The 26,402-nt window shown below is 66.2% G+C and carries 21 protein-coding genes and 1 rRNA gene; 4 read left to right on the top strand and 18 right to left on the bottom strand.

The features are described from left to right. Positions 1 to 42: 42 nt before the first annotated feature. The 11 genes from mltG to AC1AYX_RS00060 all read right to left on the bottom strand — a co-directional run bounded on the left by mltG (position 43) and on the right by AC1AYX_RS00060 (position 12,134). Positions 43 to 1,221: an endolytic transglycosylase MltG gene (mltG, locus tag AC1AYX_RS00110; RefSeq protein ID WP_476501596.1), complete on the bottom strand. Its 1,179-nt coding sequence runs from the start codon at positions 1,219 to 1,221 to the stop codon at positions 43 to 45. Between the two features lie 9 nt (positions 1,222 to 1,230). Beyond that, positions 1,231 to 1,686: a Holliday junction resolvase RuvX gene (gene ruvX, locus AC1AYX_RS00105; RefSeq protein ID WP_476501595.1), complete on the bottom strand. Its 456-nt coding sequence runs from the start codon at positions 1,684 to 1,686 to the stop codon at positions 1,231 to 1,233. Positions 1,687 to 1,691: 5 nt separating this feature from the next. After that, positions 1,692 to 4,385, bottom strand: a complete 2,694-nt coding sequence (alaS, locus tag AC1AYX_RS00100; protein ID WP_476501594.1) for an alanine--tRNA ligase — start codon at positions 4,383 to 4,385, stop codon at positions 1,692 to 1,694. Positions 4,386 to 4,516: 131 nt separating this feature from the next. Then, positions 4,517 to 4,753: a hypothetical protein gene (locus tag AC1AYX_RS00095; protein WP_476501593.1), complete on the bottom strand. Its 237-nt coding sequence runs from the start codon at positions 4,751 to 4,753 to the stop codon at positions 4,517 to 4,519. Further along, positions 4,753 to 5,145 carry a DUF948 domain-containing protein gene (locus tag AC1AYX_RS00090; protein ID WP_476501592.1) on the bottom strand — a complete coding sequence of 131 codons (393 nt, stop codon included), beginning with the start codon at positions 5,143 to 5,145 and terminating at the stop codon, positions 4,753 to 4,755. The genes AC1AYX_RS00095 and AC1AYX_RS00090 overlap by 1 nt, the downstream gene beginning before the upstream one ends. Before the next feature lie 36 nt (positions 5,146 to 5,181). After that, positions 5,182 to 5,856 carry a histidine phosphatase family protein gene (locus AC1AYX_RS00085; protein WP_476501591.1) on the bottom strand — a complete coding sequence of 225 codons (675 nt, stop codon included), beginning with the start codon at positions 5,854 to 5,856 and terminating at the stop codon, positions 5,182 to 5,184. Positions 5,857 to 6,025: 169 nt separating this feature from the next. Then, complete coding sequence (rpsD, locus tag AC1AYX_RS00080; RefSeq protein WP_101623104.1) at positions 6,026 to 6,652, bottom strand: 30S ribosomal protein S4; 627 nt, start codon at positions 6,650 to 6,652, stop codon at positions 6,026 to 6,028. Positions 6,653 to 6,865: 213 nt separating this feature from the next. Then, complete coding sequence (locus AC1AYX_RS00075; protein ID WP_476501590.1) at positions 6,866 to 7,624, bottom strand: ABC transporter ATP-binding protein; 759 nt, start codon at positions 7,622 to 7,624, stop codon at positions 6,866 to 6,868. Between the two features lies 1 nt (position 7,625). Next, positions 7,626 to 8,843, bottom strand: a complete 1,218-nt coding sequence (locus AC1AYX_RS00070) for an ABC transporter permease (protein WP_476501589.1) — start codon at positions 8,841 to 8,843, stop codon at positions 7,626 to 7,628. Positions 8,844 to 8,863: 20 nt separating this feature from the next. After that, positions 8,864 to 9,256, bottom strand: a complete 393-nt coding sequence (locus AC1AYX_RS00065) for a DUF4418 family protein (protein WP_476501588.1) — start codon at positions 9,254 to 9,256, stop codon at positions 8,864 to 8,866. Between the two features lie 211 nt (positions 9,257 to 9,467). Further along, positions 9,468 to 12,134, bottom strand: coding sequence for an ATP-dependent helicase (locus AC1AYX_RS00060; RefSeq protein ID WP_476501587.1), 2,667 nt, complete (start codon positions 12,132 to 12,134; stop codon positions 9,468 to 9,470). Positions 12,135 to 12,305: 171 nt separating this feature from the next. Here AC1AYX_RS00060 and AC1AYX_RS00055 point away from each other — a divergent pair, with 171 nt between their 5' ends. Together AC1AYX_RS00055 and AC1AYX_RS00050 are read left to right on the top strand one after the other, a co-directional pair. After that, positions 12,306 to 12,887 carry a xanthine phosphoribosyltransferase gene (locus AC1AYX_RS00055; protein ID WP_476501586.1) on the top strand — a complete coding sequence of 194 codons (582 nt, stop codon included), beginning with the start codon at positions 12,306 to 12,308 and terminating at the stop codon, positions 12,885 to 12,887. Between the two features lie 86 nt (positions 12,888 to 12,973). Then, the gene (locus tag AC1AYX_RS00050; RefSeq protein WP_101623109.1) at positions 12,974 to 14,338 is read left to right on the top strand and encodes a nucleobase:cation symporter-2 family protein; all 1,365 of its coding nucleotides are present in this window, start codon (positions 12,974 to 12,976) and stop codon (positions 14,336 to 14,338) included. A 133-nt stretch (positions 14,339 to 14,471) separates the two neighbouring features. On the opposite strand, the gene nhaA is transcribed toward AC1AYX_RS00050, so the two are convergent. Next, positions 14,472 to 15,839, bottom strand: coding sequence for a Na+/H+ antiporter NhaA (gene nhaA / locus AC1AYX_RS00045; protein WP_476501585.1), 1,368 nt, complete (start codon positions 15,837 to 15,839; stop codon positions 14,472 to 14,474). Positions 15,840 to 16,073: 234 nt separating this feature from the next. On the opposite strand from nhaA, the gene AC1AYX_RS00040 reads away from it, so the two are divergent. Together AC1AYX_RS00040 and AC1AYX_RS00035 are read left to right on the top strand one after the other, a co-directional pair. After that, positions 16,074 to 16,325, top strand: coding sequence for a helix-turn-helix transcriptional regulator (locus tag AC1AYX_RS00040; RefSeq protein ID WP_476501584.1), 252 nt, complete (start codon positions 16,074 to 16,076; stop codon positions 16,323 to 16,325). Positions 16,326 to 16,412: 87 nt separating this feature from the next. Next, positions 16,413 to 17,894, top strand: coding sequence for an ATP-binding protein (locus tag AC1AYX_RS00035; RefSeq protein ID WP_034528036.1), 1,482 nt, complete (start codon positions 16,413 to 16,415; stop codon positions 17,892 to 17,894). A gap of 52 nt (positions 17,895 to 17,946) precedes the next feature. On the opposite strand, the gene AC1AYX_RS00030 is transcribed toward AC1AYX_RS00035, so the two are convergent. The 6 genes from AC1AYX_RS00030 to rrf form a co-directional block, all read right to left on the bottom strand. Continuing rightward, a complete protein-coding gene (locus tag AC1AYX_RS00030) occupies positions 17,947 to 20,064 on the bottom strand; it encodes a hypothetical protein (protein WP_476501583.1) in 2,118 nt (705 codons plus the stop codon). Between the two features lie 5 nt (positions 20,065 to 20,069). Continuing rightward, the gene (locus tag AC1AYX_RS00025; RefSeq protein ID WP_476501582.1) at positions 20,070 to 21,122 is read right to left on the bottom strand and encodes a glycosyltransferase family 2 protein; all 1,053 of its coding nucleotides are present in this window, start codon (positions 21,120 to 21,122) and stop codon (positions 20,070 to 20,072) included. Continuing rightward, on the bottom strand, positions 21,122 to 22,636 hold the full coding sequence (locus tag AC1AYX_RS00020) for a lipopolysaccharide biosynthesis protein (protein ID WP_476501581.1): 1,515 nt from the start codon (positions 22,634 to 22,636) through the stop codon (positions 21,122 to 21,124). Before AC1AYX_RS00020 ends, AC1AYX_RS00025 begins: the two co-directional genes overlap by 1 nt. Then, entirely contained in the window at positions 22,633 to 24,495 is a 1,863-nt protein-coding gene (locus tag AC1AYX_RS00015; RefSeq protein WP_476501580.1) for a DUF6020 family protein, read from the bottom strand. The genes AC1AYX_RS00020 and AC1AYX_RS00015 overlap by 4 nt, the downstream gene beginning before the upstream one ends. A gap of 126 nt (positions 24,496 to 24,621) precedes the next feature. Beyond that, a complete protein-coding gene (locus AC1AYX_RS00010) occupies positions 24,622 to 26,103 on the bottom strand; it encodes a DUF1846 domain-containing protein (protein ID WP_476501579.1) in 1,482 nt (493 codons plus the stop codon). 175 nt (positions 26,104 to 26,278) lie between these two features. Continuing rightward, a 5S ribosomal RNA gene (gene rrf / locus AC1AYX_RS00005) occupies positions 26,279 to 26,395 on the bottom strand. Positions 26,396 to 26,402 lie beyond the last annotated feature (7 nt).

Below are 26,402 nucleotides of genomic sequence, written 5' to 3'. Positions count from 1 at the left end.
TTTCCCGGGAAGGAGCCCACATGGTTCCGATCGCGTTGCGTATCAGTTCGCGTCGGCGTTGTTGCTCTTGTACTCCTGCACGAACTTGTCGAATTCGTCCTCGTTGTCGGTGAACTTGGTCTCGCCGCTCTGGAGGTCCACGGTCACGAAGTACAGCCAGTCGCCGTTCTCCGGGTGGAGCGCGGCGTCGATCGCGTCGTCGCCCGGATTGGAGATCGGCGTGGGCGGCAGCCCCTTCCTGATGCGCGTGTTGTACGCGTTCGAGGAGTCGTCGAGCATGGCCTGCGTGATGTCGGCGGACTTCACGTTGTTGCCGTAGGCGACGGTCGAATCCATGCCGAGGGTCATGTTCTTGTCCAGACGGTTGAGGATGACGCGCGTCACCTTGCCGTAGTACTCCTTCGAGTTCACCTCGGCCTCGGCGATGGAGGCGATGTTGAGGATGCGCTCACGCTCGTCGCCGGTCGGCACGCCGAGATCGTCGAGCTTGGCGATGCGCCTGTCGACCATCATCTTGAGGATGTCGGAGGCGGACTTCTTCGACTTCACGTCGTACTGGCCGGGCTCGAACCAACCTTCGAACTTGCCCTTCGCCTCGGCGGGCAGGATGCCGCTGCCACCGCCGTCGACGACGGACTTGAATTCGGACTCGTCGATGCCGCTCAGCTGTGCGGCGTTCGCGATCACGTCGGACACGCGTTCGCCGGACTTCACGTCGAGGAAGCCGGTGGCCTTCGTCTGGTCGGAGAGGATCTCGACCGCGTCGGCCGACTGCATGTGGTACTGCATCTCGTACGTGCCCGGGTAGAGCGTCGCCGAATTGGCGGACACCGTGGCCGCGAACGTCTCGGCGGATTTGACGATCTTCGCCTTGACGAGGTTCTTGCCGACGGTCAGCGAATCCTGCCCTTGTTCGATGGTGAAGTAGACGGTGCCGTACGCCTTGCCTTTGAACTCCTGGGAGATGCTCTCGTTGTACGCGTTGACCGCGCGGATCGCGGCGATGCGCCGGTAGCCGAAGAAGCAGCCGACGCCGATGAGCGCGAGCACGACGAGGACGGAGACGAGGACGATCACCTTCTTCTGCCGTCCCTTGCGACGATGCCTGCGCATCTCCTTGCGGGATTTCGGAGGCCTGGGCGGTTCGGCCGCCGGCGCGGCGGAATTGCCTGAGACCTTCTGCGCGTTCTCCTCGAAGAAATCGTTGAAGCTTTCGGACATCACTTCTCCCTATCGCTCTTTGCGATCCAACGCGGATTGCAGGATCACGACGGCGGATTGTTGGTCCACCACCGGGCGGTGCCTCCGACCGGCGATGTTCGCCTCATGCAGCTGACGATGCGCGCTCACCGTGGTCAGACGCTCGTCCAGCAATTCTACGTCAGGTGTCGCATCGAGGTGTATGTCGCCGTCGGCGATCATACGCTCGATGCGTTTGACGAGATTGGCGGCCCAACGACGCGCCTTTTTGGCGCTTTTTCCTTCATCGCCGTTGAGCAGCAGGGGCAACCCGACGACGACGTGGTCGACCTGTTCGTCCTCGATGACGTAGATCACATCGTCGAGCGCACGGAATGAATCACCGTACGCCTGGATGTTGCCGATGGGGTGTGCGAGGGTGAGCTCCGGGTCGGACAACGCGAGTCCGACCCGGGCGTCACCCAGATCGATGCCAAGCCAGGTCAAACGGCTCAGCCCTTCAGCGCCTCGTGTTCGAGAGCGGAGATCGCGTCGTCGATCTTCGACGCGTCGGCGCCGCCGCCCTGGGCGAAGTCCGGCTTGCCGCCGCCACCGCCGCCGAGGACCTTGGAGGCGCCGCGCACGAGATCGCCCGCCTTGATGCCGAGCTTGCGCGCCGCCTCGTTCGTGGCGACGGCGACCATCGGCTTGTCGTCGGCGCTCACGCCGGCGAGGGCCACGACGACCGGCGACTCCTCGCCGAGGCGGGAACGCACGTCGAGCACGGTCTTGCGCAGCGCGTCGAACGAGCCGAAGTGGCCGACGTTCTTCGCGGCGACCTTGACGGGGGCCTGGGAGGCCTGCGCGTTCTTCACGAGCTCCGGGACGGCCGCGGCGAGCTGGCTCTCATACATGGAGGCCAGACGGCGGTCGGATTCCTTGAGCTTGGCGAGCAGCGCGTTGACGCGCTCGGCGAGCTCGTCCGGACGGGCGTTGAGCTTGTCGCTCAGCTGGGAGACGAGCGCGTGCTCGCGGGCGTTGAACTCGTAGGCACCGGCGCCCACCACGGCGTCGACGCGACGCACGCCGGAACCGATGGAGGATTCGGACATGATGTTGATGGCGCCGATCTTGCCGACGTGGTCGACGTGGGTGCCGCCGCACAGTTCGCGGCTCCAGCCGTCCTCGCCGATGGACACGACGCGCACGATGTCGCCGTACTTCTCGCCGAACAGGTGCATCGCGCCGAGTGCGATGGCGTCGTCGAACTTCATCTCCTTGGTGGTGACGACGAGGTTGTCGCGCAGACGGTCGTTGACGCGCTCCTCGACGGCGCTCATCACCTGCTTGGTCGGAGCCTTGGACCACTGGAAGTCGAAGCGCAGACGGTTCGGGGCGTCCTCGGAGCCGCGCTGGGTGGCCTGCGGGCCGAGCTCCTCGCGCAGCGCCTTGTGCACCATGTGCGTGGCGGTGTGCGAACGGGCGATGGCGCCGCGGCGGGCCAGGTCGATGCTGGCGTTCACCTGAGTGCCGACGACCAGCGTGCCCTCGGTCAGGCGGCACTGGTGGACGATGAGGTCCTTGATCGGCTTCTGCACGTCATCGACCTCGAGCACGGCGCCGTCGTCGGACAGGATCTCGCCCTGGTCGGCGAGCTGGCCGCCGGCCTCCGCGTAGAACGGGGTGCGGTCGAGCACGACCTCGATGTTGGCCGGTCCGGTGACGGCGGGCACGGAGCCCTTGCCCTCCTGCATGATGCCGAGCACGGTGGCACGGGCGGACATGTCGGTGTAGCCGAGGAAGTCGATCGGCTTGACGAGCGTCTTCTTGAAGTCGTCGTAGACGGACAGGTCCACGTTGTGGCGCTTCTTCAACGCGTCGGCGCGGGCGCGGCCCTTCTGCTCCGCCATGAGCTCGCGGAACTTGGCCTCGTCGACCTTCACGCCCTGGTCGGCGGCCATCTCGAGCGTGAGCTCGATCGGGAAGCCGTAGGTGTCGTGCAGCTTGAACGCGTCGTCGCCGGAGACGACGGCCTCGGACCTGCCGTCGGCGGAGTCCTTCTTCGCCTTCTTCACGGCGACGTCGAGGATCTCGATGCCGGAGGTGAGGGTGCGGCGGAAGGCGTCCTCCTCGCCGTACGCGGATTCGCTCACCTCGTGGAACGTCTTGTTGAGCTCCGGGTAGCTGGGCTCCATGGCGGCCTTGGAGGTCGGGAACAGGGTGGGCAGCACCTCGTTCTCGACGCCGAGCACACGCATGGCCTCGATGGTGCGGCGCAGCAGGCGGCGCAGCACGTAGCCGCGGCCGTTGTTGGACGGGCGCACGCCGTCGGACATGATCATGAGCGCGGAGCGCACGTGGTCGGCCACGACGCGGAACTTGACGTCCATCGCCTCGTCCTCGCCGTACTTGCGGCCGGAGAGGCGCTCGGCGGCCTCGATGACGGGGAAGACCTCGTCGGTCTCGTAGATGTTGTTCTTGCCTTGCAGCAGGTAAGCGAGGCGCTCAAGACCAGCACCGGTGTCGATGTTCTTGTTCTCGAGCTCGCCGACGATGTGCAGGTCGGTCTTGGACTTGACGTTGTCGACCTCGTAGTTCTCGAACACGAGGTCCCAGATCTCGATGTAGCGGTTCTCATCGGCGATCGGGCCGCCCTCCTTGCCGAAGGCGGGGCCGCGGTCCACGTAGATCTCGGAGCAGGGACCGCCGGGGCCGGGGCCGCCGGTGGTCCAGAAGTTGTCCTCCATGCCCATCTTCTGGATGTGCTCGGGGTCGACGCCCTCGTTGACCCACATGGAGCGGGCCTCCTCGTCGTCGGTGAACGTGGTCATCCACAGCTTCTCCGGGTCGAAGCCGTAGCCGCCCTTGTCCTGCGGGGAGGTGAGCAGCTCCCACGCGTAGTGGATGGCCTCCTCCTTGAAGTAGTCGCCGAAGGAGAAGTTGCCGATCATCTGGAAGAACGTGCCGTGGCGCGTGGTCTTGCCGACCTCGTCGATGTCGAGGGTGCGCACGCACTTCTGGTTGGAGGCCATGCGCTTGTGGGGCGGGGTCTGCTCGCCCATGAGGTACGGGATGAACGGGACCATGCCGGCGATGGTGAACAGCGTGGTCGGGTTCGGTGAGATCAGCGACGCGGAGGGGACGACCATGTGGTCGTGCGCCGCGAAATAGTCGAGGTAGCGCTTCGCGATTTCTGAGGTGCGCATAAGCGGATGGAACTCCTTGTTGTGTGTTTGTGCGGGCATGGGGCCCTATGGGAACGTATCGTCGCCGTAACCGTCCTACATCATGCGTGTGCCGCCCGTACGGCGCGGGCGGCACACGACGCGGGACCGTCTCAGCGGTCTTCGCCGATGTACTGCTTGTTGAGTTCAGCCTCGCGGGCTCGGCGCGTGGCGTTGAACTCGTTGACGAGCCCTTCGAGCGTCTTCATCCCGACATGATCCTGATCGGGGCCGAGCAGGAACTGCCGCGCCGTGTCCGGGGTATTGGCCTTGACGTAGGCCTGGGCCTTGGTGACGGCGATGACTCCGAGCGAGAAGCCGAGGCCGACCCAAAAGATGCGTTTGAACATCACTCCCCCTTGGCCTGGTCGTCGGGGCGCCCGGCGGACTGGCGGACGAGGAAGGACTGCGCGGTGGACTTGAGGGCGTACGCCGCGGAGGCGACCTTGATGACCGGCTTGCCGAGGAACGAGCCGTACAGGTCGGTGAGCGCGCCCACGTTGTTCGCGGTCGTCGAGGCGGCGGCGGAGATCTTGTTGACGTCCTCCAGCGACTTGTTGACCTGCTTGACGGTGGTGACGCCCTCGTCGAGCGCCGGGATGGCGTGCTCGCCCGATTCGCGCACGGTGTCGGCGATCTGGTCGAACAGCTTGCCCAGACGGATCAGCGGATAGATCATGAACCCGGCGAGCACGGCGAACGCTATCGCGGCGACGAGACCGGCGATCTCTCCAACTCCCATATTGCCTCCTAGTACACAGTTACCCGCACAAGACTATCACTTGCCATACGACACGATGGCGATCGCCTCGGCGAACGGCTTGTCCGTATCGAAGTCGACGAGCGTGACGGACCCGTTCGCGGGACGCTCGCTCAGGTCGAGATCGGGGCCGCCGAAGCGGTGCCCGAGGCTCAGCAGCGTGTTGCCGTGCGAGATCTGGAGCACGTGGTCACCGTCCTTGAGATCGGGGTTCGAGGCGATGAGCGCGAACGCCCCTTCGACGCGCTTCCAGTATTCCTCGTCGGATTCCGCATCGTGAAACGGATCGGCTTCCTTGAGGAAATCGCGGGTGGCGGCGAGCCCGAACCTCGCGACGATGTCGTTGTAGTTCTTCGCGCCGTGGGGGCCGCCGGCAGCGGTCCATGCGAGCGACATGTCCTGTCCTTCGAAGTAGCCGTAGCACTGCTCGCGGAAGTGCATGTCGGCGACGAGCTCGGGGCGGCGGTGCCCGGCGGCCTCGTTGATGTCGAGGATTCGTTTCGCGGTGATTTCGGCGCGGGAGGTGTCCGAACAGTAGGCGGCGGCGAAGTCGAGGTCTTCGAGCTTGTGTCCGGCCTTGTCGGCGTCGGCGAGTCCGGATTCGGTCAGGGGGGCGTTGCACCAGCCCTGGAGGCGGTTGTACTTGTTGAACGTGGTCTGTCCGTGGCGGACGAGATGCAGGTGGAGAATCATGGCACCACTCTACAACGGGAAGCGGCGCGAAGGCTCCGGCCGGGGCCGGCGGACGCCACGGCCGCCACGCCGGGGTCCCGGGAACGCGGAAACCCCGCGTCCCTTCCGGGAGGCGCGGGGTTTCGGCGGTATGTCCTTGACTGTATGTGGATACAGAAGTGGGCCCGGATCAGCGGGCGTAGAATTCGACCACGTACTGGATGTTGACCTGCACCGGCACCTCTTCGGCCTCCGGCTTGCGGGTCAGGGTGGCCTTGAGGGAGGCCAGGTTCACATCGAGGTAGCCCGGGACCGCGGGCAGGACGTCGCGGTGGACGCCTTCGGCGGCGATCTGGAACGGGACCATCGTCTGGCTCTTGGCCTTGACCTGGATGGTCTGGCCCGGCTTGACGCGGTAGGACGGGCGGTTCACGATGTTGCCGTCCACGAGGATGTGGCGGTGGGTCACGAACTGGCGGGCCTGGGCGGTGGTGCGGGCGAAGCCGGCACGCAGGACCAGGTTGTCGAGGCGGACCTCGAGATCGGCCAGCATGGCGTTGCCGGTCTGGCCGGCGGTGCGGGTGGCCTTCTCGTAGGAGGCGCGCAGCTGCTTCTCGGACACGCCGTACTGGGCGCGCAGACGCTGCTTCTCGCGCAGACGCACCGCGTAATCGGACTCGGTGCGGCGGCGGGTGCGGCCGTGCTCACCCGGAGCGTACGGGCGCTTCTCGAAGATGCGCTGGGCCTTCGGGGTCAGGGCGATGCCGAGGGCGCGGGACAGGCGCACCTGACGGCGGGAACGCTGAACGTTCGTCATTTTGGTTTGTTCTCTTTCTGTCGTTATCTGAACGGAACGCGATGCGCCTGTGCGGCGCCCCGCGCTGAGTCGGGCCTCTCCAACGCTTCATCGTGATTGCTCACGAGCGGCCGTATCATTCGGATTCTGACGATTCCGGCTGCCGACCCGTTGACGGGCTAAGACTCCAGATGACGTCCGCCTTGCGGCAGACACCAATCGACTAATCTACACCTATGCCCGGGACAACGTTCCGGCATCCATCCGGTACACCGTGTCGGCGTAGCCAATCGCGTCCGCGTCATGCGTGACCATGAGCACTCCGGCGCCGGAATCCGCGCGCTCGCGCAGCAGACGCATGACCGTCGTGGTGCTGTCCGCATCGAGGTCGCCGGTCGGCTCGTCGGCGATGATGAGCTTCGGATCGTTGATGAGGGCGCGGGCGATCGACACGCGGCGCATCTCGCCGCCGGACAGTTCGCGCGGCAGGCATCCCGCGAGATCGTCGACGCCGAGCCGTTCCAGCAGCCGCATCGCGCGGTCGACGAGTGGATCGCGGCCCTCCCCTTCCCCGTCGCCTCGTTCCCCGGACGGCTCCGACCCGGCTTTCCCGTCCGGGAAGAAGGTGGCGGGCAGGATCACGTTATCGAGCACGGGCAGGTTGCCGAGCAGCGTCTGCTCCTGCGTGACGAATCCGATGGTCCGGTTGCGCAGGAGCGACAGCCCGCGGTCGTCGAGGTCGGCGACGCGCGCGCCGTCCACCTCGACGGATCCGCCGGTGGGCCGCACGAGTCCGGCGACCATGTTGATGAGCGTGCTCTTGCCGTTGCCGGAACGCCCGACGATGGCGACGAATCCGCCCGCGTCCAGGTCGAGACTCACATGGCTCACCGCATCGAACGGCTTGCCACGGCGCGTGAAGGTCCGGGTCAGGTCGTCGATGCGCAGCAGCGGGGTCGCGCCCGGGTCTCGCTTCTCCGTTTCGGCCGTCATGTCAGCGTCCCTCCTTGAGGATGATGTCGGCGTCGCCGCGGGAGATCCTGCCCATGACGGCGAACGACGAGACGACGCCCACCGCCGTGGAGCAGGCGACGGCGAGCAGGGCGAGGCCGATGACCGTCCAGGGCCCGGCCTGCAGGTACGGCAGTTGGAGTCTGCTGCCGATGAGCGCGCTGAACGGCAGGATGCCCAGAGCCCCCAAGGCGACGCCGATCACGCCGCCGGCCGCTCCGATGACGGCGGCCTCCTTCGCGATGACGCCGTTGACCATGCCGCGTGTGGCGCCCATGATGCGCAGCGACGCGAATTCGCGTTTGCGCTCATTGGCGCTGGCCGCGAACACGGCGAGCAGGACGATGACGCCCATCGCCCACAACGCGGCGACGAACGCCGCCATATAGCCGGTCAGCGCGTCCAGCGCGGTCTTCGTCGTCGCGGTCACGCCTCCCGGATACACGTAGCCGAGATCGGCGAACCGCGTGTCGAGCCGTTTGATGTTCGCGGCGACGGTCTGCGGGTCGTAGCCGTCCTTCACCTTGATCATCACGGTGGAGACGGCCTTGCCCGCGTATTCCTCGGGCATGACGCGCTTGGAGACCGCGGCGGACGCCTCGACCATGTCGGGCACGGTGCGCTGGTTGATGAACACGGAGTTGTCGAGTCCGGTGCCGGTGTTCGCGAGTTGGGCGACGACCGGCCAGCTGCGTCCGTAGAGTTCGATGGTGCCGTCCGTGGAGACGTTGACGTTCGCCCCGGCGACCATCTGCCCGTCCTCCAACTCGCCTTGGAACTGGGAGGCCACCCATGGCGCGATGACGAAGTCGGTGGCGGGATCGTAGCCGATGATCTGGAGCTTCTCCTCGCAGCATGCGGCGGCGAGCGACGAGATGTAGGTCTGTTCGGTGGCCTGTGCGATGCCGTCGGCGCGTTCGACCTTGCGCGCGATGTCGCGGGTGAAGTAGAACGTGCTGGAGTTCGATCCGATGAGCAGCGCCTCGGCCTGGTTCGCGCTGTTCTGCGGCACGACCATGAGGTCGGCGCCGAGCCGGCGTTCCATGCTGCGCATGCCGTTGCCGAGGTTCATGCCGAGCATGGTTCCGCCGAACAGAGCGACGGCGAGTACGGTGACGACGGCGAGCAGCGCCGTCGTGCGCAGGGGTTTGCGTGCGAGGTTCGCGAGGGGAAGGTCGCGGAGCGTGACGTGCGTGTCCATGGCGTCGCCGTGTCGCGTCGTCACGCGCGGGTGCGGGAGTCGAGCCATGCGCCGGCCGCCGCGAAGGCGATGCCGAGCACGCCGAGCACGATGAGTGTCGGCAGCATGACCATGCGGCAGTGCATCATCGCGCCCGGGCAGACGCCGATGAGGATCGTGGGCACGGCGAGCAGCAGCAGACAGTCGGCGATGACGGCGATGTTGAGGCCCATGCGGGTCTTCGGTCCGGAGAACAAGGCGATGACGCCGAGAACGAGGATCACGACGCCGATGCCGGCGGCGGCATGCTGCGACCAGTGGCAGGCGCCGAACGTGCCGTGACCCGTGCAGGCGTGGGCGAAGGTTTGCGGCGCGATGGCGGTCAGGGCGCCGATGACGATGGACGGGACGGATGCAATGAGCTTGTTCTTCATGGTTCTCTCTTCCTATGCTGCTGTCCCGTTTGCCGGAACGTCTGGCATTATGCGCAGATGATCCCATGGAACACAAGTCTTGACTGTCGCCCGCCCGTCTGCTACGGAATCAGAGCTTTTCCATGGCCGGGCCGTCGAACGGACGGCCCGGTGGGACGTCCGTAGGCGAGGTGAGCGGCGGCGGCCGCGAAGGGCGCCTATCGGGAAGCCGTCAGAGCTTCTCGATAGGCGCCACGCGCAGCATGAGGCGTTTGACGCCGTCGGTGCCGAAGTCGACGGTGATGACCGAGTTGCGTCCCTTGTCCTGCACGTCGACGACCTTGCCCATGCCGTAGCGGTCGTGGGTGATGCGGTCCCCGATCGCGAAGTCCTTGACGTCGAGGCCGTTGTCCTTCGTCAACGACGACGCCGTCACGCCGTGACTCGACGACGCGGCCTTCGGCGTGACACGTCGCGTCGTGACCTTGCCGGAGCGCGAGCCGGAACCCGAACCATATGAGCCCGAGCCGTACCGTGAGCCGGAGGAGCCGCCGTATGTGGACGAGCCGTAGGCCGATCCACGCCGCGACGAACCGGACGAGCCGCGCGAGCCGGAACCGTACGAGGAGCCGTACGAGCGCGAGCGCGAGCCGTACGACGAGCCGCCGCCGTACGAACGTGAACCGGAACCGTAGGACGACGACCCGTAGGAGCCGCCGAACGTCGGTCCGGACGAGGGCATGCCGTCGTCCCATCCGCCGAACTCGTCGTCGTCCCAGCTGGAGCGCATGCGTTCGACGCCGGCCTCGCGGCGCTTCCAGTCGATGAGGTTCTCGGGGATCTCGTCGAGGAACTGGCTGGGCATCATGCCCGCCGCCTGGCCCCACTGGGCGCGCACGGCGGCGCGCGTCACGTACAGGCGACGCTTGGCGCGCGTGATGCCCACGTAGGCGAGACGACGCTCCTCCTGCAGTTCGCTCGTGTCCTCCATGGAACGCGAATGCGGGAACGTGCCCTGCTCCATGCCCGTCAGGAATACGACCGGGTATTCAAGTCCCTTCGCGGTGTGGAGGGTCATCAGCGTGACCTTGCCGGAATCCTCGTTCTCGCCGGGCAACTGGTCGGAATCGGCGACGAGCGCCGTGGTCTCGAGGAACCCGGCGAGCGTGGCGTCCGGCGTCTTCTGCTCGAATTCGGCGGCGGTGGACTGCAGCTGGGAGAGGTTCTCGACGCGTGACTCGTCCTGCGGATCGGTGGATTTGCGCAGCTCCTCGAGCAGGCCGGACTTCTCGAGCACTTCGGCGACGATCTCGCTCGGCTTGGTCTCGTTGGCGCGCGCGAACGCGGACAGTCCGCCCATGAGGTCGCGGAACGCGTGCAGCTGCTTGAGCGTGCGGGTGGGGATGCCCTCGATCTCGTCCATGTGCATGAGGCCGGCGAAGAAGCTCGCCCCGTGCGCCCGCGCGTAGTCGAGGATGATGCCTTCGGCGCGCGCGCCGAGACCGCGCTTGGGCACGTTGAGGATGCGCCTGAGGTTCACATCGTCGTCCGGGTTGACGATGGCCTGCAGGTAGGCCATCGCGTCCTTGACCTCGCGGCGCTCGTAGAACTTGGTGCCGCCGACCAGCTGGTAGGGCAGCCCCGCGTTGATGAGCGCCTCCTCGAGGGAGCGGGACTGCGCGTTGGCGCGGTACATGACGGCCATGTCCGAGTACGCGATGGCCTCCTCGGCGTGGAGACGGGCGATCTCGCCGGCGACCCACTGCGCCTCCTGCTGCGCGTTGTCGGCCGCATAGCCGACGATCGGCTCGCCCTTGCCGAGCGCCGTCCACAGCTTCTTCGGCTTGCGCCCCTCGTTGTTGGAGATGACGGCGTTCGCCGCGTCGAGGATGGTCTGCGTGGAACGATAGTTCTGTTCGAGCATGATGGTCTTCGCGTCGGGGAAGTCCTGCTCGAAGTCCTGGATGTTGCGGATGTCGGCGCCGCGGAACGCGTAGATGGACTGGTCGGAGTCGCCCACCACGGTGATCCACGCCGGGCCCTGGCGGCCGGCGGTCGCCTCCTGCGACGGGACGGCGGGCGCGACGGCCTTCCCCTCCCCCGCGTCGACGCCAGCGAGTTCGCGCACGAGCACGTACTGCGCGTGGTTGGTGTCCTGGTACTCGTCGACGAGGATGTAGCGGAAGCGGTGGTGGTAGTACTCGGCGACGTCCGGATGGTCGCGCAGTAGCTCGACGGTGCGCACGATGAGGTCGTCGAAGTCGACGGCGTTGGCGAGCGCGAGCCGGTGCTGGTATTCGGCGTAGACGACCGCGTACAGCGCTTCGATGTCGCCGACGGTGCCGATCTTGTAGCCGCGCTGGCCGGGTTTGAAGTCGGGCGCGTACTGGGCGAGCTGCGTCTGGACGCCGATGAGCTGGTTCTTGTAGTCGGAGATGCGTCCGAGGATGGATCGCGGCGTGTAGCGTTTGACGTCGATGTTGAATTCGGTGGCGATGATCTTGACGAGGCGTTCGGAGTCGGCGGAGTCGTAGATGGAGAATCCGCTGTTGAGCCCGATGGCCTTGCCGTCGCGGCGCAGGATGCGCACGCAGGCGGAGTGGAAGGTGGACACCCACATGCGCTGGGCGACGGGCCCGATGAGCGTTTCGAGGCGTTCGCGCATCTCGGCGGCGGCCTTGTTGGTGAAGGTGATGGCGAGGACCTGGCTGGGCCATGCGCCGAACCGGCTCAGGATCCATGCGATGCGTCGGGTGAGCACGCGGGTCTTGCCCGATCCGGCGCCGGCGCCGATGAGCAGCGCGGGACCGCGGTACTGCACGGCCTGCGATTGCTGCGGATTGAGGTCTCCGACGAGTTCGTCGGCGCTTCTTGCGATGACGTCCGGATCCTGCTGCACGTTGCTCCCTTGTGTCGTCTGATGGGTTCTTCCGGGGGACGCGCTCCCCCTGTTTTCGGCCATCCATGTCTACCACATGCCGTCGTCGTGCGGATGGGGCGTGGAGGTCATGCGCGCGGCGTAGACTGTCGGTTCAATCATCCGTTACCCGTTATTCATCAAAGGGGTTGTATGAAGGAACTCGAGGAGCGCATCCGCAGGGAAGGCACGGTCAAGCCGGGCGACGTGCTGAAGGTGGACGCCTTTCTGAACCACCAGTGCGACGTGACCCTGTTCGACCACATGGGCGCCGCGTGGGCCGAGCATTTCGCGGGAAAGACCATCACGAAGATCCTCACGATCGAGGCGTCGGGCATCGGCATCGCCTGCGTCGCCGCCCGTCATTTCGATGGCGTGCCGGTCGTGTTCGCGAAGAAGGCGCAGTCCATCAACCTTGATGGGGACCAGTACACGACCACCGTCTACTCCTTCACGAAGCAGAAGGAGTTCCCGGTGATCGTCGCGAAGAAGTACCTCAACGCGGGCGACCACGTGCTGCTCATCGACGACTTCCTGGCGAACGGCAAGGCGCTGCGCGGCCTGATCGACCTGTGCGAGTCGGCCGGCGCGGTGGTCGAGGGCATCGGCATCGCGGTGGAGAAGGGCTTCCAGGGCGGCGGCGACAGGCTGCGCGAGGAGGGCTACGACGTGGATTCCCTCGCGATCGTCGAGAGCATGGACGCCGAGACCGGCGACATCGAGTTCCGCCGCTGACCGTACGATGACGATGTGACCGCGCCCTCCCCTTGACCATCCTCGGGGAGGGCCGTTCATGTCGCAAGGAATCAAGAGAGGACATCATGGAAGAGAAGAAGAACGTCGGGAAGGCGGGCATCTCGATGGAGGCGCTGACCTCCCTCGACGCGCCGGTCTCCTTCTGGAAGGGCATTCCGTTCGGCCTGCAGCATGTGATGGCGATGTTCGTCGCGAACCTCGCCCCGATCTTCATCGTCGCCTCGGCGGCGAAGATGAGCGCCGCCCAGTCGGCCGCCGTCATCCAGGCCGGCCTGCTGGTGGCGGGCCTCGGCACCTGCCTGCAGCTGTACGGCGCGTGGCGCATCGGCTCGCGCCTGCCGATGGTGACGGGCATCTCGTTCACGTACGTGGCGGCCGCGGTCGCGATCTGCGCGGACAAGGGCTACGGCGCGGTCGTCGGCGCCGTCATGGTCGGCGGTCTGCTGGAACTGGTGCTCGGCCTGACCGCGAAGTACTGGCGTCGGTTCGTGCCGCCGATCGTCTCGGCGATCGTCGTCACGTCGATCGGTTTCTCGCTGCTCAACGTGGGCGCGACGAGCTTCGGCGGCGGCAGCGGTGCGAAGGACTTCGGCTCGTGGCAGAACCTCACGCTGGGTCTGATCTCGCTGGTCGCCTGCCTCGCGTTCCAGCTGCTGATGAAGGGCACTGCGAAGCAGCTGTCCGTGCTGTTCGGCCTAGTCGTCGGCTATGTGGCGGCCATCTGCATGGGCAAGGTCGATTTCTCCGGCTTCCAGCATCTCGCCATCGTCTCCGTGCCGCAGTTCATGCCGTTCAAGCCGGTGTTCGACTGGGGCGCGATTATCTCCCTCGGCCTGCTGTACGTGGTCTCCTCGGTCGAGGTGCTGGGCGACACGGCCGCCCTCACCAAGGTCGGTCTGAACAGGCTCCCCACGGAGAAGGAGACGGCGGGCGCGATCGCCGGCGACGGTCTCATCTCCTCCGTGTCCGGCCTGTTCGGATGCCTGCCGCTCACCTCGTTCGCGCAGAACATCGGACTGGTCGCGATGACGAAGGTCGTCAACCGCAAGGTGATTCTCTCCGGCGGCCTGATTCTCGTGGTGGCGAGCTTCGTGCCGGCCATCGCCGAGGTGTTCAACTCGCTGCCGCAGGCGGTGCTCGGCGGCTGCACGATCATGATGTTCGGCAACATCATCCTCTCCGGCTTCCAGATGATCGCGGAGGCGGGCTTCACGCAGCGCAACATCACGATCGCCGCGCTGAGCCTGACGATTGGCATCGGCTTCACGCAGGTGAGCGACATCTTCGACCAGTTCCCGGCGCTGTTCCAGCAGATCTTCGCCTCGAACTGCATCGCGGTCGCATTCGTCGTGGCCGTGATCCTCAACGCCGTGCTACCGAGCGAGGAGCACTTCCTCTCCGCTCCGAAGGAGCAGGCGGACGCCGAGTGACGACGTTCCGGCCGGTTCCTGAAACGGGATCGGCCGCATGACGAAAGGGCGGGGCCCGAACCGATATGGTTCGGGCCCCGCCCTTTCGCGTACCTGTTGCATATCCGGGACTCTCCGGCATGGGTCCGGAGGCCTATGCCTCCTCCGTGTCCGCCACCTGCCGGCGCAGGACGAGGAAGCCGATCGCCCCGGCGAGAATCGACGCGGCGAGAATCGCGGTCTTCGCGATGGCCGCGGTCTGCGGGTCGGCGAACGAGAGGTTCGTCACGAAGATCGCCATCGTGAATCCGACGCCGCCCAGGATGGACACGCCCGCGATATGCCCCCACCTGACGCCGTCCGGCAGACCGGAGACGCCGAGGCGCACGGTCGCCCACGTGGCGAGGAAGATGCCGAGCGGCTTGCCGACGAACAGGCCGAGGAACACGCCGATCGCGACCGGGCTGGTCACGATCTCCCCCACGGACATGCCGCCCAAGACGACGCCGGCGTTCGAGAACGCGAACAGGGGCAGCACGAAGAAGGTGACGAACGTGTGCAGGCCGTTCTCCAACCGGATGGTCGGCGGGATCGTGGCGCTGGAGACGCGCCGGATCGACTCCACCTCGCGCAGGTACTCCTTCTGCGCGATGTCCGGCTCGCCCGGATCGTAGCGGTCCTCGGCGGAGCGCACGCGCTTCGCGAACCATGCGCCCACACGGTCGAGCTTGATCTCGGACCGGGCGGGGACGGCGAGCGCGAGCATCACGCCGGCGAGCGTGGCGTGCACGCCGGAGAACAGCACGCACACCCACATGACGAATCCGACGGCGAGATAGGGCGGCAGGTCGTGGATGTGGAGTCGGTTGAACGCGAACAGCACGGCGAGCATGACGAGCGCGGCGATCAGCCACGGCAGATCCAGATCGGACGTGTAGAACAGGGCGATCACGCCGATGGCGATCATGTCGTCGGCGATGGTGAGCGTGGACAGGTAGGCGCGCAGGCCTGCGGGCACGCGGCTGCCGAGCAGGGCGAGCAGGCCGAGGCAGAAGGCGATGTCGTTGGCCATGGGCACGCCCCAGCCGCCCGCGTGCTCGCCGCCCATGTTGACCGCGAGGTAGACGAGGGCGGGCAGGACGGCGCCGCCGGCCGCGGCGACGATCGGCAGGACGGCCTTGCGCGGTTCGGTGAGCTCGCCGGCGCGCATCTCGTGTTTGATCTCCAGTCCGACCATGAGGAAGAACAGGGCCATGAGGAAATCGTTGATGAAGTGTTCGAGGCTGATGTCCGCGTGGAGCGGGCCGATGGAGAACGAGAGATGCACGGACTGCCAGAATTCGTTGAAGTACGGCAATGCGGGCGTGTTCTCGATGAGGAACGCGGCGAGCGCGGCGCCGACCATGAGCATGGTGGCTCGCGTCGACGAGTGGGTGAACCGGATGAGGCGGCGTTTGCCCTTGTGTATCCTGACGGCGCCCGGTTCGAGGATGCCCTCGTGGATCGGAGGGTGTGAGGTCATGTGAGGCTCCTGACTGCTTGGGGTGAATGGAGTCGGCCGCCCGGCATGACTTGCCATGCCCGTCATGCGCGGCCGCGAGGATTCAACCCATCCACTCTACCGGACTCCCCCAAACATCCCTCCGCCGCCCGCGAAACCGTCCGGTCGCGGACGGACGGGGGAACGTGTCCGATCGCACCGTGGCATGCGGTATGTTGGATGGGCAGGGACACCGTGAGAAAGGCTGTGACGACTATGACCGAGACAACAATCGACGGCGACGCATCCGCATCCGACAAGCCGCGCGTCTACCCGGAGGTGGGTGCGGCGCTGCTCAAGGCGCGCAAGGAGTCGGGGATGACCCAGCAACAGCTGGCCGACGCGACCGGTGTCTCGCGCATCACCATCCAACGCATCGAACAGGCGCACATCAACCCGTCGTTCAAGACGCTGGAGGCGCTCGCGCACGGGATGGGCCGCACGCTCACCATCAGCTTCGACGCGTGAATTCCGGGTGAACGGCCGACGGCGAACCGACGCACGCACGCCGGACGCCGCCTCGCATACGGCACAATGGTGGCAAGGAGGCCCGCCATGGTCGATGACTACACCGCGAAGATGACCGAACTGATCGGTCTCATGCGTCTGATCGGCAACGATACGCAGCAGTGCGAGGTCAAGGAGTGCGCGCGGCGCATCTCGTCCACGATCACGGACACGCTGTCCGCGTTCTCGAACGGCTCGGGCGGTTGGATCATCCTCGGATTGAGCGAACGCAACGGGTTCACGCCGGTCGAAGGGTTCAACGCGCGCGCCATGCAGGAGGCGCTGAGCCAGGCGTGCGAGAAGATGACGCCGGTCGTGCGTCCGGTGATCGTCACCTGTCCGTTCGAGGGAGCGAACCTCGTGTTCGCCCGCATCGACGAGATGATTCCCCGCGACAAGCCCTGCTTCATCACCGAACGGGGACCTTACGGCGGCTCCTATATCCGCACCGGCGACGGCGACCGGCATATGACCTCGTACGAGGTGGACCGACTCATCGAGGAGCACCTGCAACCCACCTATGATCTGGACGTCGTGCCGCGCGCCACGCCCGACGATCTCGATCCCGGACTCGTCGCGGGGCTGCTGGAGCGGGTCAGACGGCAGCATCCGCACGTGTTCGCCGGTCGCGGCGACACCGACATGCTACTCGATCTGGAGGTGCTGCGCCACGACGATTCCGACGTCAGGGCGGTGGGCGGCGTGCTGCGCCCCACGCTCGCGGGCCTCCTCGCGCTCGGCCGCTACCCTCAGAAATACTATCCGCGTCTGAGCGTCTCCATCGCCGTGTTTCCGGGTACGAGCCGCGACGACGTGTTCCGCGGTGACGAACGGCTCGTCGCCTCGCAGACCATCGTCGGGCCGATTCCGGTGATGATCGACGATGCGGTCGACGCGCTCATGCACTGGATCGGCGCGAAGAAGCCCGACTATCCGCCCGTGGCCCTGCGGGAGGCGATCGCGAACTCGCTCACCCACCGCGACTACTCCCCCGACGCCCGCGGCACGCAGGTCAACATCAACGTATTCACCGACCGCATCGAGATCACGAATCCCGGAGGCCTCTACGGCACGGTGACGCATGACGTGCTCGCCAACCCGCATCCGGTCACGGGCGTGCCGTTCGTCTCCACCCGCAACCAGTTCCTGTTCACCCTGCTCGAATCCACCCCCTATCCGGGCGGCGGCTACGTGAACCCGGAGGGCGGCGACGGCTACCAGCGCATCGCCGCCACGTTGCGCGAGGCGGGCATCGAACCGGCGACGACGCGCAACACAATCAACACGTTCACGATGACGATCACCCGGCATCGGACCGCCGTGGCCGGGACCCCCAGCGACATCGCCAAGGCGATCACCGGCGTTCTGGAACGCCATTCGGCGATGAGCATCCGGGAGATCCTGCACGAGCTGCAGCTGACGCCGCTGGCGGTGACCACCGGCATGCGCGAACTGATACGCGAAGGGCGGGTCACCAAGGTGCGTTTCCGCGACGACCCGACCCAACGCTACCGGCTGGCGAGCGCCTGACCCGGCAGGCGTATACGCCGCGTATCATACGGCGCGTGAATCGTACGTCGCGTCACATGAACACGAACCAGGAGGCCGTGTCCCACCAGATGGCGGCCGGCATGTTCATGCCCGAGGCGAACTGCTTGAAGAACAGGAACAGGAAGGCGGCCGCGATTCCGGTGGTGAACCATCCGAAGGTGAGGCGCCGCGTCACGTCCCGCCACGGACCATACCCCGCCCGGTTCGCCGCGCCGTCGACCGCGTAGAGCAGGACGAGCACGGCGGTCATGATCATGAAGCCGAAGTCGATCTCGTAGCGGAAGTCGACGCCGGGGACGCGCGCGTCGATGAGGAACGTCAGCGCGGATGCGGCGAGCGCGCCGACGATGAGACGTGTGGCGGCGACGCGGCGCAGCGCGAACCGCCACACGAGCATCGTGAACAGCAGGAGCGCGAACGGCGCGGCGGTGAACAGCCACCCGCCGAACATGGGGTGTTCGCTCCGCCACGTGGTCAACGGCACGCTCTGCAATTGGACGAACGGGAAATGCGCGGTGAGGTTCGGCGGCTGGAACAGGTATTGGAATACGAACGACAGGTATTGGGTCAACGGCGGATGCGTGTTCGTCATGTCGTATCCGGTGAGGTTGTATTTCGCGCCGAAGTCGGTGAACCTGCCGAACCGCGCCTGGTTGTAGGCGAACTGTGGCAGGAAGACGACCAGGTACGGGACGGCGGCACACGCCCACACGCGGGTCTCATGCGTCAGCGCCCGCGCGTCGTGCAGCCCGCGTGACCAGAGGTCGCGGATCTCGTCGGCGAACAAGGGGATGGCGATGAACGTGGCGAGGATGACCTGCGGCCGGCAGGCGATGGTCAGCGCCATGCACGCCGATCCGGCGGCGAGCAGCGGCAGGTGGTTCTCCAGGCCGCGCAGCTTCGCCTCGATCCACAGCGCGAGGCCGAGCGAGGCGAACGCCACGGCTATCTCCTGCGGGATCTGGTAGAACAGGCCGAGCTGGACGAGCATGGCGATGCCGTTGCCGAACATCATGGCGGTCACGCCGAGCATGGCCGCGCCGAGCGAGACGGAGCGGTGCCGTGCGAGCAGGCGCGCCAGCTGGATGGCGAACAGGGTGGTCGCCGCGGATGCGAGGGCGACGGCGATTGCCACTCCCGCGTTCGTGGGCAGGCGCATGCCGGTGACCGCTTTGAACGGGGCGAACAGGAGCAGCGCGGGGAGCGCGCCGAAATACGAGTAGTACCGGCCATTGTGGAAGGCCACGTCGAAGTAGACGGGCGTGTCCGGACTGTCGAGGGCCGTCATCGTGCGCGCGCGGGTGTCGTACGGGTTGCCCATGGCGGCGAGCGCGTCGTTGACCGGATAGCCGAGCCACGTCCTGCCGTGGAGGATCGCGTCGGCGAGCCGCTGGTACTGGTCGGTCGCCTGATAGGAGGCGAAGAAATCCCAGTACACGGGTTCGGGGCTTTCCTGCGGCGCGGCCATGGCGAACAGGGCGAGCGGCAGGATGCATGAGACCGCGGCGCATACGGCGAGCGGCACGATCGTAGATCGGCGGCGCAAGGCGAGCCGCATGCGGTAGAAGGGCGATGCGGGCCGGAAGGCGATGATGATGAGCGCCGTAAGGATCTCGACGACGAGGCGGATGGGGTCGAACCGCATCGGCACGTGCGGGTTGACGGTGATCGTGTTGATCGGGATGACCGCGCCCTTGTCCGTCTGGTAGCGCAGGCGCACGTGCGTGGAGCCGTCGCCGATGCGCTGGTATCGGGAGTGTTCGGCGGACGGCGAATAGCCGACGTCGGCGTTGGCGTCGTACCAGCCGGAGTCGGTCGGCTTCATCGTGGACACCTGCCAGCGCACCGCGTCGTTCTGCCCGGGGCGTTCGGATGCGGCGTGGCCGATGTACAGGTAGTCGATCGGCTCGTCAGAGGAGATGTCGCGCCACGCGTGGTCCGGGTCGGTGACGACGGCGGTGCCGCCGGTTTCGACGACGAGGCCGTTGCCGAATCCCTCGTCGTGCGCCGTCCGCGGCGTCGAGCCGAGCGTCTGCCAGAACGGCAGGTTGAACACGAACAGTTCGAGCGCGACAATCACGGCGAGCGCGACCACGCAGGGTCTCGTCCACGGCGAGAGCCGGGATGCGAAACGTCGGAGATCCGGCATCGGGTTCACCGCGTTCCTCCCTTCGATCCGGAATCGTCCGCCGCCGCGCCGGGGACCAGGCTGTCGTCATCGCCGTCCACGGCATCGCCGTCGGCGTCCGTCCACAGGCGGCGGGAGGCCGACGCGTACGCGATCTCCTTGACGCGTTCCAGCTCGTCCTCCTCGAGCTTACGCTGGGTGCGCAGCACTTCGGAGACGATGAGCAGCAGCAGGGAGACGACCATCCAGATGAAGAACATGACGCCGAGCAGCAGCGACTGCATGTGGCCGCGTCCCTGTCCGGCGAAGAAGAACGTGAGATAGCGTACGAAGACGACGAGGGCGGCGATGCCGGGCAGGATCGCGGACCAGGTGAACACCGAGTGGGCCCGGAACATGAGGAAGCTGCGCACGATCGCGCCGGCGGATTTGCCCATGTGTTCGAAGATGTTGTGGAACAGGCGCGATCTGCGGGTCTTCGGATTGGTGACGATCGGCACGGAGGTGATGGCGATGCGCTTGTATCCGGCCTGGATGATCGTCTCCATGCAGTAGCTGAATTCGGTGACGATGTTGAGTTGGAGGAGCGAACGTTTCGAATAGGCACGGAAGCCGCTCGCCGCATCGGGGATGTCCGTGCCGGCGGCACGGTTGACGACCCATGAGCCGAACCGTTGCATGAGCCGTTTGAACGGGCTGAACTCCTTGATCGTGGCGGTCTGCCGGTCTCCGACGACGATGTCGGCCCGGCCTTCGATGATCGGGCGGACGAGGTCGCCGATGCGTTCGGACGGGTACTGGTTGTCGCCGTCCGTGTTGACGACGATGTCGGCGCCGTGCTTCAACGCGTAGTCGACGCCGTCGCGGAACGCCCGCGCCAATCCCATCGTGCCGTTGTGGCGCACGATGTGACGGATGCCGAGACGCTTGGCGACGGCGACCGTCTCGTCGGTGCATCCGTCGTCGATGATCATCACGTCGAGCCGGTCGACGCCGGGGATGCGCCTCGGCATGCGGGCCATGACGAGCGGAAGCGTCTTGGCCTCATTGAGGCAGGGTATCTGGACGAACACATGCATCAGTCGCCATCCTTTTCCTTGGCTAGGGTGTTCCTTGTCGCAATCGCGCGGGTCATGGATCCGTCGGCGTCCTCCGTCCGTTTCGCAAACATCATCGCGATCCCGCGCACGTCGAGGACGCCGATCCGCACGAGCACGGCGGCGAACGCGACGTAGACGACCGCGTACACCGCCATGAGCGCGACGAAGTCCGTCACGTGGGCCGTCCGCGAGACCACGGCCATGACGAGCCACAACACAGCGTCGCAGCCGATTGCCGCCCACGCGCGACGGCTCATCATGTCGCCGAACCGGCGGCGGACCTCGACGTACGAGACGACCATGGCCGCAGACGTCGCGACCATGCTGGAAGCGGCGAGCGCCGTGATGCCGCCGTAGCGGGCCGATGCGACGAACAGCGGCACGACCACGGCGAGGGAGACGAGCGACAGCAGGTCGGAGAAGCGCGTATCCCGCTCGGCATTGAGCGTCATGTTGAGGATCACGGTGACGCCCATGAAGAAGCTCGAGAACGCAAGACACGACAGGGCGGGCGCGGCGGTGGCGTAGGCGGACGAGTAGAACGCGGCGAGCAGGTCGGGGGCGGTGGCGGAGATCGTCGCGGCGATCGGCGCGACGAGCGCGAACACGAGCAGGAACAGGCCGCGGGCCTTGGCGAGCGCCTCGTCGCGCGCGTCCTCGGCGATCAGACGGGAGACGACCGGCAGGATGATCACGGAGAACGCCTGCAGCAGGTAGTACGTGGTCTTGCCGAAGTTCATGGCGCCCGTGTAGTATCCGGCCATCCGGTCGGGCAGTTCGGCCTTGACGACGAGCGTGTCGACGCTCAGGACCAGCGACGCCATGATGAAGAACAGGGAGAACGAGAGCGTGCCGTGCGTGGCGTCGCGCCACGGGAACGGCGTGCCGTCGCCGTCGGGCAGCAGGTTCCATGCGGGCAGGAGCATGATGAGGCCGATGATGATGGTCAGGATCATGGCGGTGCAGTAGCCGGCTTCGACGCCGATGACCGGCTCGTGCGGGAACACGAGGATGATGAGCGGGATCGTGCCCAGTTTGATGATCGGGTAGAACGTGGAGAGGAACGCGCTGCGACCGAACCGTTGGAGCCCGTCGTTGATGCCGAGCATGACGACGTACAGTCCGTTGGCCGGCACGAGGAACGCGGCGTAGCGGAAATAGCGGTCCAGCGTTCCGTCGCCGAGCATGAAGCCGAACAGCGGGGCCCCCGCGAAGTCGATGAGGAAGAACACGGCGACGATGGACGCTTGCACGGCGAGCGTGCGCACAATCACCTGACGGCCGTCATGACGGTGGGAGGCGATGTTGCGTGACAGGGATTGCCGGGCTCCGTTGCTGACGAACAGGTATTCGAAGTCGAGCACGGTGATGACCGTGCCGACCACGCCGTAGTCGGCTGGTGAGGCGAATCCGCCGAGAAACCAGTGGATCGCGTATCCGGCGACGAAGAAGGCGATGTTGCTGATCAGGTTGAGGACGAGGCCGCGTCTCATGCGTCGGCCCTCCTGACGCTCCGTTCCGTGCCGCGCCTGTCGTTCCACAGCCGTTCCGGCGCAACCATGTCGGCGCGGAGCAGCGCCAGCATCAGCATGACCGTGACGGGCGCCCACATCATGTAGCGTGTGGCCGTCGGCTTCAACGGAATCGAGATCGCGTTCGGCAGCAACGAGAGCAGCGACCAGAACAGCGGAATCGCGAACGGCCACCATGCGCGGCGCGGCGACGACTGAGGGAGGGCCGAGGCCCGCTCCCGCAGTCGTCCGGCGCGGCCGATGAGGCGGAAGGCGAGGAACAACGGCAGGATGAACGTCCACATCGCGGTGAACGTGGGAAGGTTCAGGATCGGCGTCGTACGCCATGCGTCCCAGAGCCGGTAGACGGCGGGACGGTCGACGGTGAAGCGGGGCGAGCGTTTCGCCAGCGGGCGGAACGACGGGCTGATCGCGTCGTTGATCTGGAACCACATGGTGTTGCCGATCGCCTCGTCCGCGTGCCGGGACAACCGGTCCAAGGAGATGCCCCGGTTCGTGGTGTTGAGTGGCGTGCGGCGCAGCGAGAACCACCCGGATTCCAAGGCGGCGAACGCGGCGGCGTACGAGTCCGGGTGCCGTGATCCCATGGCGGCCCAGACGCGCAGGTATTCGGGCACGGCCGCGGGGTCGCGCAGCGAATATTGGATGACGGGGTCGGCGAGATACGGGTTGTAGCGTGACGCCATCCGTTCATACGGCACGCGGTTGACCCGGTCGATGATCCGACGTTCCCGGTCGGTCACGTCATGGGGATGGTCGAGCGCGTAGCGTGCGGTCATCTGCATGGGGACGACGAGCAGCTGGTTCGCATCCTCCCCGCGCACGTGAAGCGGGCCGCGCACCATCGCCGGGAACGCCACGACGGAGACGAACGCCACGACGAGCATGCAGGCGAACGCCGCGATCCGCCGGCCGCGACGCGCGCGCAGCAACGGCAGACAGGCCAGGGTGAGGACGACGATAACCAGACCGGTCATCGTGGTGAGCGCGCACAGCGTCGAAACGACGATGAAGCCGATGAGGAAACGCCGCGAATCGAATGCGGCGAGACGCGTGCGCGTCGACTCAGCGACCATGACGAGCCACGGGATGAGCGCCATCATGTGCAACGTGTCCTTCACGATCGACATCGTGAAGATCGGGAACGCGGGGAATACGGCGAAGAACAGCAGCATGCACATCGAGGCGGCGCGACCGCACCCGATATGGCGCGCGTACAGGCACACGCCGGCCAACTCCATGCCGGTGACGATCACCTGGACGGTGAGATAGCAGGCGAGGCCGGTGCCGTAGCCGCCGAACAGGCTCTCCCCCATCCATGCGGCCGTTCCGAAGACGATGGTGTCCAGCAGAGGATGATGGGCGGACACCGCGCCCGTGGTTCCGTCCGGCGAGACGACGGCGAGGAACTGGACGATCTGATCGCCCGTGTCGTACCATATCGTGCCCGGAGCCATCACCACGATGACCGGCAGCCAGCATACGAGGATAACCGTCGCGCAGACCGCCAGTCTCACAGGCGCGCGGAGCGTGTCGAACCGGTCGAATCCCCCGCGCGCACGGGCGACGAACCGTCTCGCGGGCCCGGGGAGGCCGTCGGGCATTCCGACACGCAGTCGGACGGACAACAGCCATTCGCCCGCGGTGAACGCCACGTACAGGACTCCGGCGACCGCGCACGTCTCCAGCCAGAAGCCGCCGTCGAGCGGACCGGCCACGGCGCGCACGGCCATACGGTCGGCGAGGGAGATCACCAGACCGCCGGCGGCGCACGACGCGAGCCGCGCCACGGCCGACGGTCCGATACTCCCCAACAACATGGTTACGACGATAGGCGCGCCGGCATGCCGCTACGTTCCATTTGGCCTAAAGTTCATCCAATGCTGGCGCATCGGTAACATCCACCGCGTCGGAACCGGTGTATGCACCGGTGCGTATGCAGCGGTCTACTTGTGGTAGAGACTCAGACGCTCGTACTTCGGTTCGCAGCACACGTTGATGCCGAGCTTGCGGTAGAGCGCCTCGTCGGCGGCGGAGATGATGACCGAGAAGAACGCGTCGCAGCCACGCAATCGCTCCAGTCCGGCGATCACGCGTGCGGCGGTCTCGTCTTCGGCGCTCGTGATGGACAGGGCGATGAGCGTCTCGTCGGAGTGGAGACGACGGTTCACACTGTTGAGATGCTCGGTCTTGAGACGGCAGATTGGTTCGATCGCCTTGTCGTCGATCACCGGCAGATCGGTGTCCACGCCGGTGACGGCCTTCAACGCGTTCATGAGCAGGGCGCTGGCGGCGCCGAGCAGCACACCCGTCTTGCCGGTGACGACGCGTCCGTCGGGCAGTACCATCGCACCGGCCGGGGCACCGGTCTCCTCCTCGCGGCGCAACGCGGCGGCGCGCGCCGGAGACAGATCCTCGTCCACGCCGGCCTTCTTCATGATGGAACGCAACCGTTCGATCTGCTCCTCGCCGGCACCGGTCCGTTTGAAGTTCACGGCGGCGGTGAAGTAGCGACGCACGATCTCCATGTCCGCGGCTTCACGGCACGCCTCGTCGTCGACGATCGCGTAGCCGGCCATGTTGACGCCCATGTCGGTGGGGCTCTGATACGGGCTCTCCCCCATGATGCGTTCCATCAGCGCCTTGAGCACGGGGAACGCCTCCACGTCGCGGTTGTAGTTGACGGTGGTCTCGCCGTGCGCCTCCAGATGGAACGGGTCGATGATGTTCGCGTCGTCCAGGTCGACGGTGGCCGCCTCATAGGCGATGTTCACCGGATGGTTAAGCGGCAGGTTCCAGATGGGGAACGTCTCGAATTTCGCATAACCGGCTTCGACGCCGCGCTTGTGCTCATGGTAGAGCTGCGACAGGCAGGTGGCGAGCTTGCCCGATCCGGGGCCGGGCGCGGTCACGACGACGAGCGGACGGCTGGTCTCGATGTAGTCGTTGCGCCCATAACCCTCATCGGAGACGATGCGTTCGATGTCATGCGGATAGCCGGCGATCGGATAGTGCAGGTAGCAGGTGACGCCGAGGCGCGCGAGCCGGCGACGGTATGCGTCGGCGGCCGGCTGCCCGGCGTACTGGGTGAGCACCACGGAGCCCACGTAGCAGCCGCGCGAACGGAACACGTCGATGAGCCGCAGCACGTCCTCGTCGTAGGTGATGCCGAGATCGCCGCGTGTCTTCGCCTTCTCGATGTGGTTCGCGTTCACCGCGATGACGATCTCCACGTCGTCGGAGAGGCTCTTCAGCATGCGGAACTTCACGTCCGGCTCGAATCCGGGCAGCACGCGCGACGCATGATGGTCGTCGAACAGTTTGCCGCCGAATTCAAGGTAGAGTTTGCCGCCGAAGCGGGCGATGCGCTCCTTGATCCTCGCGGCCTGCAGCTCGATGTACTTGTCGTTGTCGAATCCCTGTCGCATATGCTGTGGCAACCCTTTCGAACGGCGGAACGGCATGGTCCGGCCCTGAAACATGACCACAGCATTATACCGATTCATGCGGCCCGTCACGTCATCGGGAGGGTCGTGGAATGGTTGCGTAGATATGCATGGACCCCCGGGAGCGTGTGCTCGACCGGGGGGCCTGATCGTTATAATGCGGCGGCGTGCTACTCTCCCACACTCTCTCGGGTGCAGTACCATCGCCGTGCCAGGTCTTAGCTTCCGGGTTCGGAATGGGACCGGGCGTCTCTCCTGGGCTATGACCGCCGCAAATCTTC

It is taken from the genome of Bifidobacterium sp. LH_419 (assembly GCF_056356955.1).
Note: the sequence above shows the minus strand (reverse complement) of the source record. Positions and strands in the feature narration are given on the sequence as shown.